Here is an 18,272-nt window from a genome sequence, read left to right on the forward strand (position 1 = left end):
TGTACCCCTGACGGCAAGCCTGCTTCCCGTCATGCTGAGCGAAGTCGAAGCATCTCTACCGCTTCGTGACAGCAACATTTCAACGAAGCGGTAGAGATGCTTCGACTTCGCTCAGCATGACGCCCGATATTTCTTCTGCCGATTTCGTTTTCCCCCAGCCCATCAAACTCGTCATCTGGGACCTGGACGACACGTTCTGGCGGGGTACGCTCTCGGAAGGGGCCGTGGAGGCGGTGGCGGAAAACCTGGCCCTGGTGCGCGACACGGCCGCCCGCGGGCTCATCCACACCATCGTCAGCAAGAACGACCTGGCTCCGGTGGAAGCCCGCCTCACCGAGCTGGGCGTGCGGGACCTGTTCGTGTTTCTGCGGGTGAGCTGGCAGCCCAAGGGGCCCATCATCCGGCAGCTGCTGGAGGATATGCAGCTGCGGGCCCCCAACGCGTTGTTTCTCGATGACAACCCCATCAACCGGGCCGAGGCCCGGCACTACAACCCGGCGCTGCAGGTAGCCGACCCCATCGACCTGCCTCAACTGGCCCCCGCGCTGCGCACCCAGGGCAAGCCCGACCCCACCTACGCCCGCCTGGAGCAGTACCGCCTGCTGGAGCGCCAGCAGCAGGCCCGCGCCGACTACCAGGGCGACAACCTGGCCTTCCTGCGCGACGCCCAGGTACGGGTGGAGCTGCGCGAGGGCAAAGACGCCGTGTGGCCCGACTTCAACCGCATTGAGGAGTTGATTAACCGTTCCAACCAGCTGAACTACACCAAAAAGCGCGTGGTGTACCAGGAGCTGGAAGCCCGGCTGGAGGCCACGCGCCTGCGCTGGGGCACCGTGCGCGTGCGGGACCGGTTCGGCGACTATGGCCTGGTGGGCGTGTACGCGCTGAATACCTTCACCAACGAACTGGAGCAGTTCACCTTCAGCTGCCGCATCCTGCACCTGGGCGTGGAGCAGTGGACCTACGCCCACCTGGGCTTTCCGAAGCTGCAGGTGCAGGGCGACGTGGCCACCGAGCTGAACCAGACCGAAACGCCCGACTGGATTCAGCTGGAAACCCCGGCCGAGGCCGCAGCCGCAACGAAAGCCGCCGCGTCGCCCACGACGGACCCCGCCAAGCGCCTGCGCATCCTGCTCAAGGGCGGCTGCGACCTGGGCCAGCTCACGCCCTACCTGCAAACCTATCAGATGGAGGTGGTGGAGGATTTCAACTACGTGAACGACAACCAGGTGCCGGTGCACACCGAGCACACCGAGCTGCTGCGCCTGAGCCGCACGCTGCCGCCCGAGGAGCAGCAGCGCCTGGCCGCCAGCCTGCCGTTTCTGGATGCCGAAGCCTTCCGCCCTCGCCTCTGGCAGCCCGGCTACGATGCCGTGGTGTACAGTCCGCTGATGGATTATACCCAGGACCTATACCAGGAAAACGCCACCGGCCTGCTTATTCCCTTCGGCGGCTACCACGACCTGACGCAGGCCGACCCCACCGAGCAGGCCCAGCACTACGCCCAGCGTAGGTTTCGGGGCATGGACGAAGCCTTTCTGCGCCGCTTCCGCCAGGAATACACCTACTTCGGCCCGCTCACGCCCGCCCGGTTTCAGGAAAATCTGGCGTGGCTGCGCCAGCAGCTGCCCGCCGTCGTGCCACTGCTACTGCTCACTGGGGCCGAGGTGGAAGTGCCCGGCTCGGCGGAACCCGGGGCCGTGCAGCGCCACCAGCAGATGAATGCCGCCCTGCTCGATTTCGCCGCCCGCACGCCTAATGTACAGGTGGTGGACGTGCGCGCCCTCGTGCGCACCCGTGCCGACGTGACCAACAACCTGCGCCACTACCAGCGCCCCCTCTACAAACAGCTGGCCGACCAGCTGGCCGCCGCGCTGGCCCGCCACCAGGGCCAGGAGCTGAAACGCTCCGCCCTGGGCCAGATGCGCGCCGCGCTGCTGGATGCTCTGCCCCGGCCCGTGCGCAAAGTCTGGGACCGGCTTACGCAGTAGCGTCGTAGTCTTACTTACTCAGCAGGAAGCGCAGCGGGTCGGCGAGGCGGCGGTTCCAGGCTTGCTCGCTGTGGTTGGCTCCAGGCACGTAGCGCGTGAGCCAGGTGCGCGGGGTGTAGCCACGCTGCTGCACCACGGCATCCACCTGCCGCTGAATGGCCGGGTACAGCGCGTCGAGGGTCTGGTCGCCGCAGTCGAAGTACAGGCGGTGGGTGCGCGGGTCGGGCAAGTGGGTGCGCAGGTAGCTGATGAAGGCCTCGGGCATGGGGTTATTGCGCAGCGTGAAGGTGCCGGGCCAGTGCGTGGAGAGGCAGGCCGCCCCGCCAAATACCTGCGGGTACTCGCACAACGCGTACATCGAAATCAGCCCGCCCATGCTGCTGCCGGCCACGAAGGTGTGCGCCCGGTCGGTATACACGCGGTACTTGCGGTCAATCAGCGGCTTGAGCTCCGTGACGAGGTAGCGTAGGTAGGCGTCGGAGTTGGGCTGAAACGCCTCAGGGCTGCGGCCGGCCTGGCGGAGCTGCTGCTGCACGGTGTCGCGCTGGGCCGTAGTGAGCTGCTCGAAAGGCTTCTGGGGGAAGTAGTTGGGGTGGCGGCGCGGGCCGGCGTTCCACACGCCCACTACAATTACGTCCTGCAGCTGCCCGGCCTGCCGCAGGCGCGTTACCACGTCATCTACGTTCCAGGCCTGGTGGTTCCAGGTGGTGGTGCTGTCGAAAAGCATCTGCCCGTCGTGCATGTACAGCACCGCAAAGCGGCGCTTGCCGTCGTAGTTGGCCGGCAGCCACACGTCCACGAGGCGAGGCTCCACCAGTTGGGAAGTCACGTTGTCGAGCCGCTCGATGCGGCCTGCCACGGGTTTCTGCAGAGGCGGTGTGGGGGCCGTCTGAGCGTGAAGAGTAGTGCTGAGGAACAAGCCGGCGAGCAAGACGAATAGGCGCATGGGGCAAAGAATTTGGGCAAGAAAGCCAGGCAGAGCTACAATCTAGCTCGCACTACGGTATGTGTGGCACGGAGGAAATCAGCCTTACCAGCTGCTCCGTGAGGCTGCGGCGGGAGTAGCGGCTGCGGCCGGTGGCGGGCACCGGAATGGTGGGGTTCAATTGCCAGGCGGCTACCAACTCATCCAGATATGCCCGTATAGCGGCGCGGTCTTCGTACTCGAAGCTGCGGCCGGCCTGGCAGCCTTCCAGCACCCGGGCGGCGTCGGAGCCGGCGGGGCCGATGCAGAGAACGGGGCGGCCCGCGGCCAGGTATTCGAACACCTTGCCCGGCAGGATGCCCCGGTTGTGGGCCACGTCGGGAATGCCCAGCAGCAGGGCAGTGCAGCGCTGCATGTACCTCACGGCCTCATCGTGGGGTACAAACTCTATTAACTCGGTGCGCGCCGTGAGGCCCGCCGCGGCCAGCTGCTGCTCAATTTCCTTCGCTACCCGCCCCACGAAGCGCAGGCGCAGCGGCACCTGCGGGTGCCGGGCGGCGCAGGCGGCCATTTCCTCAAAAAACGGCCCCACGTGGTACTGCCCCGTGATGGTGCCCACGTACGTCAGCAGTAGCGCATCGGCCGGGCTTGCTTCCGGGTGCTGAAAATCAGCTTCGTCGTAGCCGTTGGGCAGCACCGCAAACTTGCCGGCGGACAGCTGGGGAACCTTGCTTTGCAGCAGGCGGCCGGTGTCGGGGCTGGTGGTAATGACCACGTCGGCGGCCTGCAGCACCTGCCGCTCGTAGCGCTGATCCAGCCAGCGGGCCACGGCGGTGCGCATCAGGGTTTGGGTGTAGTAAATGTCGGTCCACGGGTCGCGCAAATCGGCCAGCCAGTGCCAGCCGTAGCGCCGCTTCAGCTCCAGCCCAATGAGCTGGGTGGAGTGGGGTGGGGAAGAGGTCAGCACGGCGTCAAACTGCTCGCCGGCGGCTACCAGCTCGGCCACCTGCCGCAGGGCAAACCGGTTCCAGCCCCGGCGCGGGTCGGGCAGAAACACGTTGCCGCGCACGAAGCGGGCCACCCGTTGCGCCACCGAAACCCGCCCTTCATTGGCAAACCCGCCGTGCGGAATGGGCCGGTTGGTAAGTTTCTGGTAGGCCCCGAACGGCTCCCGGGTGCCCGTGCGCAGTACCCGCACACCCGGCGGTACATCGGCTTCCAGCGAGAAATCCAGCACCGGATAAGCCGCCTGGGCCGGGTCCACGGTAAGTACGGTGGGCTCGACGCCCAGCGCCGGCAAGTGCTTCACCCACTTGAGGCAACGCTGCACACCGGCCCCGCCCGAGGGCGGCCAGTAATAGGTAATCACCAGCAAACGAAGAGGGCGGGCGGCAGACTCGGGCACGGGCAGCAAAGGCAAGAGTGAAGCCGCGAAGGTACGCACCCGCGGCCTTTCGGGGTTTTCTGGTTACTTTTGGAGGCTGAACCCGGTTTTTGCTTTCCGTCAGACTATGGAATCCGTTGTACCTTCTGCTTTGGCGGCAGCCACTGGCCTGGCGCAGCAACCGGTCCTACACAATTCGGCGGCACTACTGCCGCAACAGCTGCAGGAGGCAACAGCCTTCTGGGCCGATGTGGACCGGCGGCTGTGGGTGTTGGAGGAAATCGTACTACCCAAGGCAGCCTAACCGAAATCAGCGAAATCTGTACCATCTGCACCATCTGTGATTCATGTTTGATAACCTCAGTAACAAGCTCGACCGGGCGTTTAAAACCCTGAAAGGTCAGGGCTCCATCACCGAAATCAACGTAGCGGCCACCGTAAAGGAAATCCGCCGGGCCCTGGTGGATGCCGACGTGAACTACAAGGTTGCCAAGGAAGTAACCGACAAGATTAAGGAAGAGGCCATGGGCCGCGACGTGCTCATCAGCGTGTCGCCGGGCCAGCTGATGACCAAAATCGTATATGATGAGCTGACCCAGCTTATGGGCGGCGAAAAGCAGGATATTCAGATCAAGGGCGAGCCGGCCGTGATTCTGCTGTCGGGGCTGCAGGGCTCGGGTAAAACCACTTTTGCCGGCAAGCTGGCCAACCACATCAAAAAGCAGGGCCGCTCGGTGCTGCTGGTGGCCTGCGACGTGTACCGCCCCGCCGCTATTGACCAGCTGAAAGTGCTGGGTGAGCAGGTTGATGTGGAAGTGTACGCCGAGGTGGAGAACAAGAACCCGGTGCAGATTTCCCAAAATGCCATTGAGTACGCCCGCAAAAACAACAAGAAGGTAGTCATCATTGACACTGCCGGCCGTTTGGCCGTGGACGAGCAGATGATGGCCGAAATTGAGCAGGTGAAGCGGGCCATCAACCCCGGGGAAACCCTGTTCGTGGTGGACTCGATGACCGGTCAGGACGCCGTAAACACGGCCAAAACCTTCAACGACCGCCTGAACTTCGACGGCGTGGTGCTCACCAAACTCGATGGTGACTCCCGCGGTGGCGCAGCCCTCAGCATCCGGGCCGTGGTGGAGAAGCCCATCAAGTTTATTTCCACCGGGGAGAAGATGGAGGCGCTCGACCTGTTCTACCCCGACCGCATGGCCCAGCGTATCCTGGGCATGGGCGACGTGATTTCGCTGGTTGAGCGCGCCCAGCAGCAGTTCGACGAGGAGGAGGCCAAGCGCATCAACCAGAAGATCCGCAAAAACCAGTTCAACTTCGACGACTTCCTGTCCCAGTTGGAGCAGATCAAGAAGATGGGCAACCTGAAGGATCTGGTGGGCATGATTCCCGGCATGGGCAAGGCTCTGAAGGACGTGGAAATCGATGACGACGCCTTCAAGCCGATTGAAGCCATTATCAAGAGCATGACCCCGCAGGAGCGCGCCCAGCCCGAGCTGCTGAACGGCTCCCGTCGCCGCCGCCTCGCCAAAGGCTCCGGCACCGATATTCAGCAGGTGAACAACCTGATGAAGCAGTTTGAGGACATGCGCAAAGTAATGCGCACCATGAACAAAATGAGCCAGACCAAAGGCGGCATGCAGCAAATGGCCCGCATGATGGGCATGAAAGGCCCGCTCCGCTAAACCACGGATTCAGCCGGATTCCGGACGGACTGTTACTATACCGCGCCCGGTGGCTTTGGCTGCCGGGCGCGGGGCGTTTTGTGGTAAACCGAAACGCGCTTTACAGCGGGCCATTGGGGTACTGCCCGGCGGTAATAGCAGTCAATTGCGCGGCGGAGTAGGGAGCCCAAGGAAGGTAGCAAGGTAGGAGGGTAACCAGACTGCAGGAAGTCCATTGATACAAAAAGGCCACTGCTCACGGAGCAGTGGCCTGAATGTTTAGCAGGCGAAAGACCTTAGTTTTTCACCATCGGCAGATTAATGTTCACCATCTGGCCGGTTACGCGCACAACGTAGGAGCCCATAGGCAGGGCAGGAGCCAGCGGATGTTCTTGCCCGCCGCTGAGCTGCGTGTGGTACACGCGGCGGCCGGCCAGGTCCAGCACGTCTACCTGGTACGTACCGGCGGGCAGAGGCTGAAGGTCCAGGGTGAAGCGTCCCTGGTGCGGGTTAGGGTACACGGTGGCGGTGCCTGGCAGCCGCTCGAAGCGCACGGTACGAACTGCCGTGTAGGAGCCCGTCCCATCCAGGTCAACCTGATGTAAACGGTAATACAGGGTTTTTGACGTCAGGCGGGCAGCTCCGGTATCGGTGAAGCGGTAAGAGGAAGCAGCGGTGGTCGTGCCTTTGCCCTGCACGGTGCCAATCTTCTCAAAGTCAATACCATCGGCGCTGCGCTCCACTTCGAACCGGTCGTTGTTGATTTCCTGCGCCGTGGCCCAGGTCAGCAGCGCATCCTGGCCGACGGTTTTCGCCCCGAAGCTGGTGAGGGTAACGGGCAGGGGCCGCACCACCGTTACGTCTTCGGCTGGGGAGGAAGAGGCCAGGTAGTTGCTGCCCGAAGCAGCCGTGCCACTGGCCATGGTACCGCCCGGACTAACCGTACTACCAGCGGCCGTACGCGTTGGGTCGAGGTAAGCAGCCGTGCCATCGGCCTGGTACGCAGTGCCGTCGACGGCGGTAGCGGCTATGGCCGCCCGGAACGAGATGCGCACCGAAGCGCCGGCTGGAATATTGAGGCCGGAGAATACCGGACTGCTGGCCGTGGCGGTGCTCACGGAATACCCCGTAACGGGCGACGCCGTCCCGTCCGCCAGGGTTTGCTCAACCGTGGTTGTATTGCCCGTGTTGGTGTAGGTGAATAATGGGTTTAGCGCGGCCGTTACCGAAGCACCGGTTACTCCGCCGCCCGTGTTGGACACCACCAGCACGTAGGCCGCCTGCATAGCAGCCGCCCGGTTTACCTGCGGCGTGGTAGTGCGCAGTGTTGCCGTAATGTTGGGCAAGCAGTCGTCACCCAGCGTGGTGGTAGTGGAGGTGTAGCCGGCCGAGCCATTGGTAGCACCGTTAACGGTTCCACTGGCAACCGATGCGCTACTCACCGCCGCATTGCTTAACACCACGCCGCCGCCACCGGCACCTCCGTTGCCTTCGTTCTGGCTGAACCCGCCGTTGCCCCCCGTTGCAGTTACGGTGAGCTGGTTGAGGGAAGTGCCGCGCACCACAATTGTACCTCCCGCGCCGCCACCGCCGCCACCGGAGTCGCTTACGCCTGTTCCCAACGTAGCAGCATTGGCCCCATTCGCGGATATCGTGCCGGCCGTGGCTACCGAGTTGGTACGCAGGATAATGAGCCCGCCACCTGCCCGGCCACTCGAGGTCAAAAAGCCGTCATTAACACTGGATGTACCACTGCCGCCGCCGCCGCCCAGGTACAACTTGTTGGATGGAGTGGAGTTGACAGCCCCTGCCAAGCCCCCGTTAACAGAGTTTAATGTTTGTCCATCACCGCCGGTACCCCCATTAGAGCCGCCCGCGCCGCCACTAAACGTCGTGCTATTTTTTATGCCGCCACCGCCGCCATTCGCGGCTTTACCAATGGAGTAGCTGCCAGTTGCAAAGTCGTCGTAGCTGGTTGCAACGCTGGAAACGGTACCTGTACCATCATACACCTGGGCGGGTGCCCCCGCAATACCCTCGCCTTTGGCACCGTACGCGGCAGCGGTAGAAGTGTACACGGTATTGTTGCCGTCACCCGAGTTGTTTTTGGCTGCTCCTCCCCGAAATCCTTTTCCATCCATATTCAGTGAGCCGCCGCTGAAACTGGTATTGCCCGCCACCTCCAGGACCAGTACACCGCCGGTGCTGCCGTTCCAGGCGCCGCCCGTTACGGTACCCGAAACCGTTAAGGCGGAGTACTGCGGAATGCGGATAACCTGGAATGTCTGGTAGGCGGTGTTGGAAATGTTGGTGGTAGTGCTGGTTGAGTAAGTGTTCTGCAAAGTGCTCACCAGATTCAGCCGACCCGTAGTCGGGTTAACCGCACCGGCCGCAATGGCGTACTCGTACGTACCCGCCGTTACGGTGTTCACATCACCGTAGGTTGAGCCGTTAGCAATAGTCATCTTGGTGCCTTGCGTCTGTAGCAGCAGCAGCATGTCGCCGGCTGCAATGGGGGTGTTGCTGCCCTGGCCCGAAGGCGTGGGGCTAACGGTTAGGTACGCATTACCGGTTGAGGCTGTGCCAACGCCGGCGTAGTACGTATTGGGAATGGTGCCGGCCGATAAGGAAACCGGACCATCCTTTCCCGGAATGTAGCACACCCCGGCAATATTGCCCGCGCCCGTCACCGCTACCGGGAAGGTAGAACTGTTGTTAGCAGCTACCGCATCCGGAATAACCGCCCCAGTGGGATAAGTGTAGTTGGATACGAAGGAATAGGAGCCCGGGGCCGCAGGCATTCTGACCACAACACTGTTCGTTACCGATTCGCCGGAGTTAAGCGTGATTTGCGGGAAGGATACCGTTTGGGTACCGGCGTTGTAACTGCCTCCCGAAACATACGTCACGTTGGCCGGCAGCGTCAGCGTAGGAATCAGGTTGGGTGCCACCTCCTGCCCGTTGTTAACGGCCGTTACCGTATAGGAGGTAGTCGCGCCGGGGTTCACGGCAGCGGGTCCGCTGATGGTAGTAGCCACGTCAGCCCCCGTTACCGTCACTATAATGTTGGCCGGGCTTGAACGGTCATCCAGTACCGAGGCCACGGTATACGGAATGATGACCGTACCGGAAAATGCGCCGTTGGGCGTGAAGGTGAGTACCCCGCTGCTATTCACGCTGAAAGTGCCCTGACCCGTCACCGTGTAGGTATTGTCGATGGCTGGGGTGCTGGGGTCCAGGTCAACGGAAGCTGGGTTCAGGTTGCTGCCCTGAGCAATATCGTTGTTCAGGATGCTGACGGTAACCGGGACGTTATACTTGGTGCCCGCCACGTCGTCGTTGGCAAACGGCGCTTTTACAATAGCCAGGTTCCGGATTTCGTGGTAGTTGTTGCTACCGCCCGTAGAGCCCGAAAAGCCGATGCGCAGGTTGGCCGGCGGCGTATTCACCGTAACCCGGTTAACGGCCGTTGCCACCGCGTTGCCGTGCTGAATGCGTACGGTAATCTGATACGTGCCGTTGGGTTGCGGAATCACATCAATGTAGGCCCGCCGGAAGTCGGCGCTGCCTTGCTGAGCGCGGGTGGTGGCCACATCGAGGCTGAACGGCAATGTGCCGCTGCCCGCCAGGTAAGGGTAATCAGTGGAGCCCTGACCGTTGCCGGGGCCTCGCAGGGTTACGGCATCCGGTTGCGGGCCGGGGCCACCCACGCGCCCTTCCGTTGGGTTTGAGAAATTGCCGAACTCATCAATACCGATACCCACATAGCCGTTCGGCACCCCATTGCTCACCGGATTAGCGGTTTTTTGCGCGTAGCCCAGCGAACCGCCCGAAGCACCACTTGTAAAGGCAGCCGCCGAGGTCTTATCGGCATCAACCAGAAAAACCGAAAACCCATCGGCTCCATTGCCCCCATAAGAAAAGAACTCGAAAGAAATACTGAAACCAGACGGTGCTGGGAATGACGAATTATCGATGGCGAAACCTGATTGGTTGCCGCCGTTATCCGTGAGGCGGAGGTACCCGGCACCGTTGGTATCCAGGCCGCTGGCCGCCGTCAGTACCGCCGAGTTGGGGTTGCCACCCAGCCGAAAACCGGCTCCCGAGGTCGTAGTATTCTTGAAAGACTCAACCCGCGGAAACTGGGCCTGCGCAGCAGAGGAGCAAACCAGCCCAAGACCTAGAACAGCAGCTAACCGGGGCCCCGTCCAGTGGCCAAGCCATCGGGCCGGTGCAAGGAGAAAAGATGTTTTCATAGTACGCTGACAAGGAAAAGTGAAGCAGTGACACGCCACCCAATCAGCGCCAATTCAGGACAAGCTAGATTTGATGGCGTGCAATGTTATATAACTTTTCCGTTGTAACGAATAGATTGTATTATCATTTATAAATTGTATGCTAATAGTTATATATATAGTAATCGGATTGTATTTGGTGTATTGCAATTGATTGATACAAAGCTTGATTTGTTTATGTAGAAGAAAATAAGCTACAGTTGAGCTTACCTGTTTGTACATAGCTAAGCTATTTACGGGAGGTAAAACTGTCCGGAAATGAGCGGTAAGGAATTGGTGTAATTTGTTTTTTTTTAATTTGATGATTCGTGTAATGACATAGCTTAATGAACCGTCATCAATGGGATGACAGTAAAATTGAAAACCTCACAAAAAAGGTACACTTCTCCCGGGGGCCACCCAGCACTCTGGCAAAAACAAGCTGAGCAGTGGAATAACTTTCCTCTTCCAATCCTACTTCAGGAATGGCAGCCCGGGCCGACTATTCCCGCTCGAAGGGATTAGCGGGGGTAACCAGCAGCACCTGCTCCCGCTCTACAACTACCTGGCCGGGCTGGGCGCCTTTAGGCTTGCGCACAAATTTTTTGGGCGTGTAGGTAACTGGGCACAGTGTGTCGGTTTTGCGCCGGGAATACCAGGCGGCCAGCTGCGCCGCCCGCTCCAGCACCGGCGCGGGTATTGGCTGGCCCGGCCGCTGTCGGATAACAACGTGGGAGCCGGTTACGTCCTTGGCGTGCAGCCACAAGTCGTCTTTGTGGGCGTAGCGCTGGGTGAGCAGGTCGTTGTTCTGGGCATTGCGGCCCACCAGAATGGTAAATCCACTGTCCTCGAATACCTTGAATGGGAGCTCCTGGCTGGGTTTGGCCATGGTGGCCGGGTCGAGGCCGTGCTGCTTGCGCCACTGGCGCAGGGCGCGCAGTTCACCTTGGGGCAACGCGGCCAACTCCTCCAGCCTTTCCAGCGCCTCCAGGGCTTCGGTTTCGCGCCGCTCGGCCCGGGCTTGTAGCTCCTGCGTTTCGCGCTGCTGATTTTTGGCCTTGCGGTACAGGTTCTGGGCCGTGCGCTGGGGCGTTTCGGTGGGCTTGAGCTTGATAGTGCGCGGCTGGTTGTCCTGGTAGAAATCCACCACTTCCACCTGTGCGGCTCCGGCCGGAATCTGGCTAAGGTGGGCCATAATCAGGTCGGCGGTTTGGCGGTAGCCCACCGTGTTTTCCAGGGCGTGCAGACGGCGGCGTACGTGCTGAGCGGCGGTGGCGGCTTCATCGGCGCGCTTTTCCAGCAGCTGTCGTACCTGCCGCAGCTCCTGCTCGTAGGCACGGCGGTTGAGCAGCAGGGGCACAAAGCGACGCAGGGCACCAATGGGGTCACTCACCGGCAAGGTCAATTCCACGTCCCCCACCGGCAGCAGGCTCAGGCGGGTGCGGCTCTCCAGCCGAATGATGTACAACGCCTCAGGATGCTCCAGCCGCTGCACCACTTCCCGTACCAGCGGCCACTTGGTTTCCAGCGGGGCCGGGTCGTAGCCCCGCGTACGCAAGTAAGCCACGGGCAGGTCGCCGAGGCTGGGGTACGCTTTGAGTGGGTTGAGTAGGTGGGAGGTATCAGCTGGCAGAGGAACCGGGGCCAGGTCCGCATCGGCCAGGTAGCGTTGGTGAAACAGTTGAGCCGGGGCCTCGGGCCGGAGCCGGAATACGGCGTTGGGCCGGGTGCTGTACAGTTTCAGCAGCAGGGTAGCCCCGCTCCGGAACGTAAACTGTAGCACCCGGTCCTGGGGCCAGGCGTCCACCGTGGCTACTTCCTGCCCCAGCAGCTCCGGCAGCAAATCCACGGAGTTCTGCCGGGCCCGGTGAAACGACTCGGGCAGGGCCAGCAGGGTTCCCGCTGCCGCCAGCGTGATTTTCAGCCAGAATTCCGCCGTGCCATTCGTCAGTCCAAGCACTAGCTCATCCTTTTCCTGCGAAAAGCACGAAACCACCCGGTAGCCCTGCAGCTGCCGGGTCAGGGCCGGGGCCAGTTGGCGCAGGAAGTAGTAGTTGGTGTGCATATAAACAGAATATACTGACTGGCCGATTATTGCTGCTTCAACAGCTACTTAATATTCGGCACCTAAGTAAACTCTCAAGAATAGAATGTGAGCCTTGCGCACAAACAGCGGTTTGGTTTCGAGGCTGTGGAATCCGATTGACGTGAAACGCACCATATAACGTCCGGGAGCCACTGGCAGGGTCAGCTTACCAGTGGCTGGCGCGTTGGTGTTCAGTACTACCTGATGCAGGGAATCCAGCACCGTAACCGTCACGCCGAGCGGCTGCTGATTAATTTCTTCCTCGATCTGCAAACGAAAAGTCCCGCCAGCTTGATTTTTAGCCGGGCGAAACTCTTCCCGCTCAATACGGTAGTTGCCTCCCCCAGGCGCAAACGCATGCCACCGCTCGTACGAGGAAGCAGCACAACTTCCCAGCAGCATTACGGCTAGCAGTAAGCATATTCCTTTAGCGGCAATCATGGCGTGAAATGCTTTCCAGTAGTTGACTACTCAACTATACCGTCACCCGCAGCCCATCATACGCCAGTCGGATGAAATCGGGCAGGGTGGCTTCTACCTCGCGGTGGCGGCCCAGCTGGTGGCTGATGTGGGTGAGGTAGGCCCGGCGCGGGGCCAGGTCTTCCAGAATATCCACGGCTTCCTGCAGGGTGAAGTGCGAAATATGCTGCTCGTGGCGCAGCGCATTCAGCACAATCACCTCCGAGCCGCGCATACGTTCCAGCGCCTCGGGGGAGAGGTGGTTGGCATCCGTCACGTACGTGAAGTTGCCCACCCGGAAGCCCAGCACCGGCAGCTTGTAGTGCAGCGCCCGGATAGGCTGAAACTCGACGCCCTCCACCCAGAAGCTGTTAGTGTCACTGAGAATAGGGTGCAGCTGCACCTGCGGAATGCCCGGGTACTTGTGCTCCGAAAAGATATAGGCGTATTCCCGTTTCAGCTGGTCCAGCACGCGCGGCTCGGCGTGCAGGGGCATGTCCTGCTGCTGCCGGAAGTTGTAGGCCCGGATGTCGTCGAGGCCGCCGGTGTGGTCCTTGTGCTCATGGGTGAACACCAGCGCATCCAAGTGGTGGATGTGCTCCCGTAGCGCCTGCTGCCGGAAATCGGGGCCCGAGTCGATGATGATGCTCTTGCCCTGCACCTGCAAATGCACCGATACCCGCAGCCGCTTGTCGCGGTAGTCCACGGAGCGGCACACGGCGCAGGAGCAGCCAATAATGGGCACCCCCTGCGACGTGCCGGTACCCAGGAAGGTGATGTCCACGTTGTTTGAATGATGAGTGCTGAATTATGAAGTATGAATTAACCGTTGGCAGTCAGTATTACCGACTGGCCAATTCATAATTCAGCACTCATAACTCATAATTTCCTCTACCCAACGTACTGCTTTACCACCCGCACCAAGGCATCGAAATCCAGGGGTTTGGGCAGGTAGTCGGTTACACCGGCCTCGCGGAATTGTTCCATGGAGTAGTTATTAGCATTACCCGTAATGGCAATTACCGGAATGCGGGCAATGCGGGGGTCGGCGTTGCGGCGGATTTCGCGGGTACATTCCATCCCGTCCTTCACGGGAATGTTGATGTCCATCAGTACGCAGTCGATGGGCTGGGTTTCAATCTGCTTGATAACCTCGCCCCCGTTTTTAGCCGATACTATTTTATACTTCTGGAGCTCCAGAATTTTCTTGGTCAGGTTCAGAATAACGGAGCTGTCCTCGGCAATCAGAATCGTTTTAGAGTCGGCCATGGGGAGGGAAAATGGAGAGGGGTTCGTGTAGTTTGCGTGGAGAAAAAGCAGAGGTTCACCAATTTACAGTGGCCTCGGCGTACTCAGGGGGCCTGAGTGAGAGCAGGGTATGCGGCCTTAAATTGTGCAAAAAAACCAAGTAATTGTTGAAATGATTCCGGCGTACCTTCCGTACGGCCATTTTTCAGCTCATGTTCCAAGTGCTTGGCACTTTCGGCCATGTCCCGGATGCCCAGTGTGAAGCCAGTGCCTTTCAGTTGGTGCAAATGTGGTAAAATCTGCTCGTACTGCCCAGCAGCAACAAATTCGGCGGCTTCAGAAAGGACCTGCTCCGCTTCCTGCTCGAAATCGGCATAGAGCTGAGCGGCAAACTCGCCCCCACCTAATTGCCGCAGTTGCTCCACCACTTCCAGGTCGATGCAATCGGCCACGGCGGGCGGGGTTTCCGGCTCTGGCGGACTGACTGCAACAGCGGGTTTCAGGGAGTCGGCTACGGGCGGGCCGGCCGTCCAGCGGCGCAGCACCGAGTACAGGTCCTGGCTCTTCACCGGCTTGGAAACGTAGTCGTCCATACCCTGCTGCACAAACCGCTCGGCATCCTCCTTCATCGAGTAAGCCGTCATGGCTACAATGGGCGGACAGGCCGTGCCCAGCCGCTGCCGAATTTCCTTCATGGCCGTTACGCCGTCCATTTCCGGCATCTGAATGTCCATGAAAATCAGGCTGTACACTGCATTGGGAGCGGTAGCGCGGCTGATGGCTTCAAACCCATCGGAGGCCACTACTACGTCGCAGCCCAGCTTATCCAGCAGGCGGGTAGCTACCTTTTGGTTAATGGGATTATCATCCACGAGCAGTACCCGCGGAGCCGTTTCGAAGCGTACTACTTCCTGGGGACGTTCCCGGGCCAGCAGGCGTTCCTGTACAATTTCCTCTTCGTTGCGGGCCACCCGGCAGCGCATGGTAAACCAGAACGTGGAGCCCTCACCCACGTTGGAGTACACCCCAATTTCACCACCCAGCAGCTCGGCCAGCTGCTTGCTGATGGCCAGGCCCAGGCCGGTACCCCCAAAGGCTTTGGTGGGGGTAGTGTCCAGCTGGGTGAAGTTGGTGAACAGCAGTTTTTCGTTGTCTTCGGAAATACCAATGCCCGAATCTTGTACGGCAAATCGGAGCAAATGCTCTTCGCCATCGGTAACGGTGGAAGAAACTACCACGCTTACCGTACCCTGAGCCGTAAACTTGATGGCGTTGGAGGTGAGGTTGCTCAAGATCTGGAGCAGGCGCGTTTCGTCGGTGATGATGAAGCGTGGGGTATGCGGAGCAATGTGGTAGGTGAAGGTGAGGTGCTTCTGGCTGGCCCGGTTGGCGAACAGGGAGTGAATCTTGTCCAGGGTGTAGTGCAGGTCGATGCCCGACTCGTTGAGCTGGAGCTTACCCGCCTGAATCTTGGACAGGTCCAGGATGTCGTTGAGAATGGCCATCAGCGCATCCGACGATTTGCGTAGGGTATCCACGTACTCCTCCTGCTCTTCGGAGGCCACCGTTTGGTGCAGCAGGTCAATCATGCCGATGATGCCGTTCATGGGCGTGCGCAACTCGTGGCTCATGTTGGCCAGGAAGAGGGTTTTGGCTTCCAGCGCCAGTTCGGCAGCTTCCTTGGCCCGGCGCAAATCGTCCTGCATCTGCTTCAGGCCGGTAATGTCGCGGGCAATGCCCTCGGTGCCGTTGCCGGCCTCGTCGGCCACGCGGCGGGCATTCACCAGCACGCTCACGGCGTGGCCGTCTTTGTGGCGCATGGCAATTTCAAAGTTGCGGGCCTCCCCATGGCGGCGCACCTCATCCAGCAGCGTGGCCCGCTCCAGCGGGTACATGTAATAGTCGCCGATGTAGTTGCCAATGGCCTCTTCCGGCGAGTAGCCCAGCATTTCCTGTACTGAGGGACTGAGCAGCGTAATCATGCCCTGACCATCCGTGCGGTAGTACACATCCTGGAACGACTCAAAAATGGCCCGGAATTTTTCTTCCTGGGCGGCCAGTTCCAGCTGGCTGCGTTTCTTGTCCGTGATGTCGTGGGCAATACCCGAAATTTCCTCGAAGGAGCCGTCGTCGAGGTAAATAGGGTTGAGGTAGATTTCGCGCCAGGTATCCAGACCCCGAGCGTCGCGCAGGCGCACCTCAAAGCGCTGCGGATGCCCCTGAAACGCCTTGCGGTAATTTTCCACGAAGGCTTCGCGGGCGTCGTCCTCCATCAGGGCCACGTCGGCCTGCCAGAGGTTTACATTCAGGGCCGGATACACCCCGTTGCGGCGCAGGAAATAGGCCGCGTAGTTGCGGTTGAAGGAGGAAAGACGCGAACGGGTATCCACGCTCCACATCAGGTGGGAGCCACTCTCAAAAATGGCGTTCAGGCGGGCGTTCTGCTTCTGAATCTGCACTTCATTGCGCTTGCGCTCAATAGCCAGGGCTACCTGGTTGGAAATGAAATGCAGAATTTCAATATCAGTGGGAGCGTAGGCATCAGCCTTCTGGTAATCCTGCACCGCAATAACCCCGATAATTCGCTCCCCAATGCTCAGGGGGGAGCAGAGCATTACCTCCGGCATCAGCCCGTAGGCCGTAATGGTGCCGTTGGCAATCAGGGCTTGTAGCTCCTCTTTCAGTAGGTACTGCGGGCGGCCCGTGCGGATGATGTATTCGGATACGCCCGAGGAAAACGGCCGGGCCATCATGCCCTGGTCGCCCTGGGCATTCTGGTCTACGAAGTAAGCGAATTGCAGCTGGGTGCGGGCCTCGTCGCAGAGAGCAATATAGAAGTTATTGGTTTCGATGATCTTGCTCAGCTCCCGGTGAATGGCTCCGTACAGGGAGTGCAAATCCTTGGAGCTGATGGCCAGATTGGCAATGCTGTAATACACCTTCTGCAGCCGCTCGGCCTTGATGCGGTCCGTAATATCGTGCAGAATGGCGCGGGTGCTCACCGGCTCGTTGTCCTGCCAGGAGCACGAAATGGAGCCGATGAGGTGGATGGGCTTGCCCGATTTGGTGAGAAACACCGTTTCCAGCTTGTTCACCTTCTCGCCCTTGTACAGGTTGCGCAGCTGGTAGAGCAGCTTGGCCTTGTAGTAGGGATGCACCACATCGGAAAGGGTGAGGTGGGGCAGGTCGGCGTCCTCGTAGCCCAGCTTCTCCTTCCACGCCTTATTCACGAACAGAAACCGGTTGTCGATGCTCAGGTTCTGAATCAGGTCGTGAGCATTGTCCAGAAAGTCCTGCAGGCGGTTGCGGTTATCAGTGAGGGCGCGCACGGCCACCTGCTTGTCGGTGATGTCGCGCCCCACGAACAGGATACCATTTATTTGACCCTGGTCGTCGCGCTCGAACTCGGAGTGCCAGAAGAAGGTGCGGCCCTGGCCGGAAATCGTGAGCAAGGAGCGTTCAAAGAAATCCTGCAGCTGCTCCTGCTCAATGGCCCGCTGGAAAGCGAAGCGGCGGGGAGTCTGCTCAGCCTGGGGCGCAAACAGCATGAAGTATTCGCGGCCGATGAGGGTGGCCGCCGGCCGGCCCGTTACCTCGCAGAAATACTCATTCACGTCCTGAATACGGGCCTCGCGGTCCAGCAGCAGATAGCACATACCGGCCCGGCTGAGTACGTCGCGGAACTGCCCGCGCGAAAACTGGCTGAACGGTACGTTGGGCGAGGCCGCCGTGGACGCAGGCAGCGTTACGGCACCCGGCTGTACATACTGGGCAATGTCGCGCAGGGTGAGCAGTACGAAAGCCGCGTCGCCTTGGCCGATGCGGCTGAGCGTGGCCCAGGCTTCCAGTCCCAGCCCATCGGAGCGGTGCCCGCTCCAGCGAAACGACTGGGGCTGTCCGCTCTGGGCGCAGGCAATCAGCTGTTCGCGCAGCTGCAGCTCCGAGGTCAGCTGTATAGGAGAGGCCGGGTCGGGCACCAGCGCAAAGGCCATCAGGCCGGTACCCAGCAGCATCGGGCGCGTAGTGTGCAGGTAGCTCACCGCACGCTGATTGCAGTCGAGTAGCGTGCCAGTGGTATCATACAGCAGGAGCCCATCGAAGGAATCTTCAAATAGGGCCCGGTACAACTCCGGAGCCAGGCTGGAGCCGGGCGTAGGAGCAGCGGCGGAGGTGCTGGAAAGGATGGACATAGCTAGGACAGATGCGCGGCATTATCTGGCCCAATGGGA

At 60.5% G+C, this 18,272-nt stretch carries 11 protein-coding genes; 3 read left to right on the forward strand and 8 right to left on the reverse strand.

All coding sequences use genetic code 11. The features are described from left to right. Positions 1-116: 116 nt before the first annotated feature. Positions 117-1,991 carry a hypothetical protein gene (locus ACN19L_RS00675; protein ID WP_426491629.1) on the forward strand — a complete coding sequence of 625 codons (1,875 nt, stop codon included), beginning with the start codon at positions 117-119 and terminating at the stop codon, positions 1,989-1,991. 10 nt (positions 1,992-2,001) lie between these two features. Here ACN19L_RS00675 and ACN19L_RS00680 read toward each other — a convergent pair whose 3' ends face one another. Further along, entirely contained in the window at positions 2,002-2,937 is a 936-nt protein-coding gene (locus tag ACN19L_RS00680; protein ID WP_426491630.1) for an alpha/beta hydrolase, read from the reverse strand. A gap of 52 nt (positions 2,938-2,989) precedes the next feature. Next, entirely contained in the window at positions 2,990-4,321 is a 1,332-nt protein-coding gene (locus ACN19L_RS00685) for a glycosyltransferase family 4 protein (protein ID WP_426491631.1), read from the reverse strand. 106 nt (positions 4,322-4,427) lie between these two features. On the opposite strand from ACN19L_RS00685, the gene ACN19L_RS00690 reads away from it, so the two are divergent. Together ACN19L_RS00690 and ffh are read left to right on the forward strand one after the other, a co-directional pair. After that, complete coding sequence (locus ACN19L_RS00690; RefSeq protein WP_426491632.1) at positions 4,428-4,604, forward strand: hypothetical protein; 177 nt, start codon at positions 4,428-4,430, stop codon at positions 4,602-4,604. Between the two features lie 43 nt (positions 4,605-4,647). After that, positions 4,648-5,997, forward strand: a complete 1,350-nt coding sequence (ffh, locus tag ACN19L_RS00695) for a signal recognition particle protein (protein ID WP_426491633.1) — start codon at positions 4,648-4,650, stop codon at positions 5,995-5,997. A gap of 275 nt (positions 5,998-6,272) precedes the next feature. Here ffh and ACN19L_RS00700 read toward each other — a convergent pair whose 3' ends face one another. From ACN19L_RS00700 to ACN19L_RS00725, 6 genes are all read right to left on the reverse strand, one after another. Continuing rightward, positions 6,273-10,232: an Ig-like domain-containing protein gene (locus ACN19L_RS00700; protein WP_426491634.1), complete on the reverse strand. Its 3,960-nt coding sequence runs from the start codon at positions 10,230-10,232 to the stop codon at positions 6,273-6,275. A 520-nt stretch (positions 10,233-10,752) separates the two neighbouring features. Further along, on the reverse strand, positions 10,753-12,315 hold the full coding sequence (locus ACN19L_RS00705; RefSeq protein WP_426491635.1) for an NFACT RNA binding domain-containing protein: 1,563 nt from the start codon (positions 12,313-12,315) through the stop codon (positions 10,753-10,755). Positions 12,316-12,363: 48 nt separating this feature from the next. Beyond that, complete coding sequence (locus ACN19L_RS00710) at positions 12,364-12,777, reverse strand: carboxypeptidase-like regulatory domain-containing protein (RefSeq protein ID WP_426491636.1); 414 nt, start codon at positions 12,775-12,777, stop codon at positions 12,364-12,366. A 34-nt stretch (positions 12,778-12,811) separates the two neighbouring features. Further along, positions 12,812-13,579, reverse strand: a complete 768-nt coding sequence (locus tag ACN19L_RS00715) for an MBL fold metallo-hydrolase (protein ID WP_426491637.1) — start codon at positions 13,577-13,579, stop codon at positions 12,812-12,814. Between the two features lie 107 nt (positions 13,580-13,686). Beyond that, positions 13,687-14,064, reverse strand: coding sequence for a response regulator (locus ACN19L_RS00720; RefSeq protein ID WP_226267920.1), 378 nt, complete (start codon positions 14,062-14,064; stop codon positions 13,687-13,689). An 83-nt stretch (positions 14,065-14,147) separates the two neighbouring features. Further along, positions 14,148-18,233 (reverse strand): PAS domain S-box protein, encoded by a 4,086-nt coding sequence (locus ACN19L_RS00725; RefSeq protein ID WP_426491638.1) that lies wholly within the window; start codon positions 18,231-18,233, stop codon positions 14,148-14,150. Between the last annotated feature and the right edge of the window lie 39 nt (positions 18,234-18,272).

Source organism: Hymenobacter sp. 102, assembly GCF_049949205.1.
In the GTDB taxonomy this organism is placed as follows: Bacteria; Bacteroidota; Bacteroidia; order Cytophagales; family Hymenobacteraceae; genus Hymenobacter.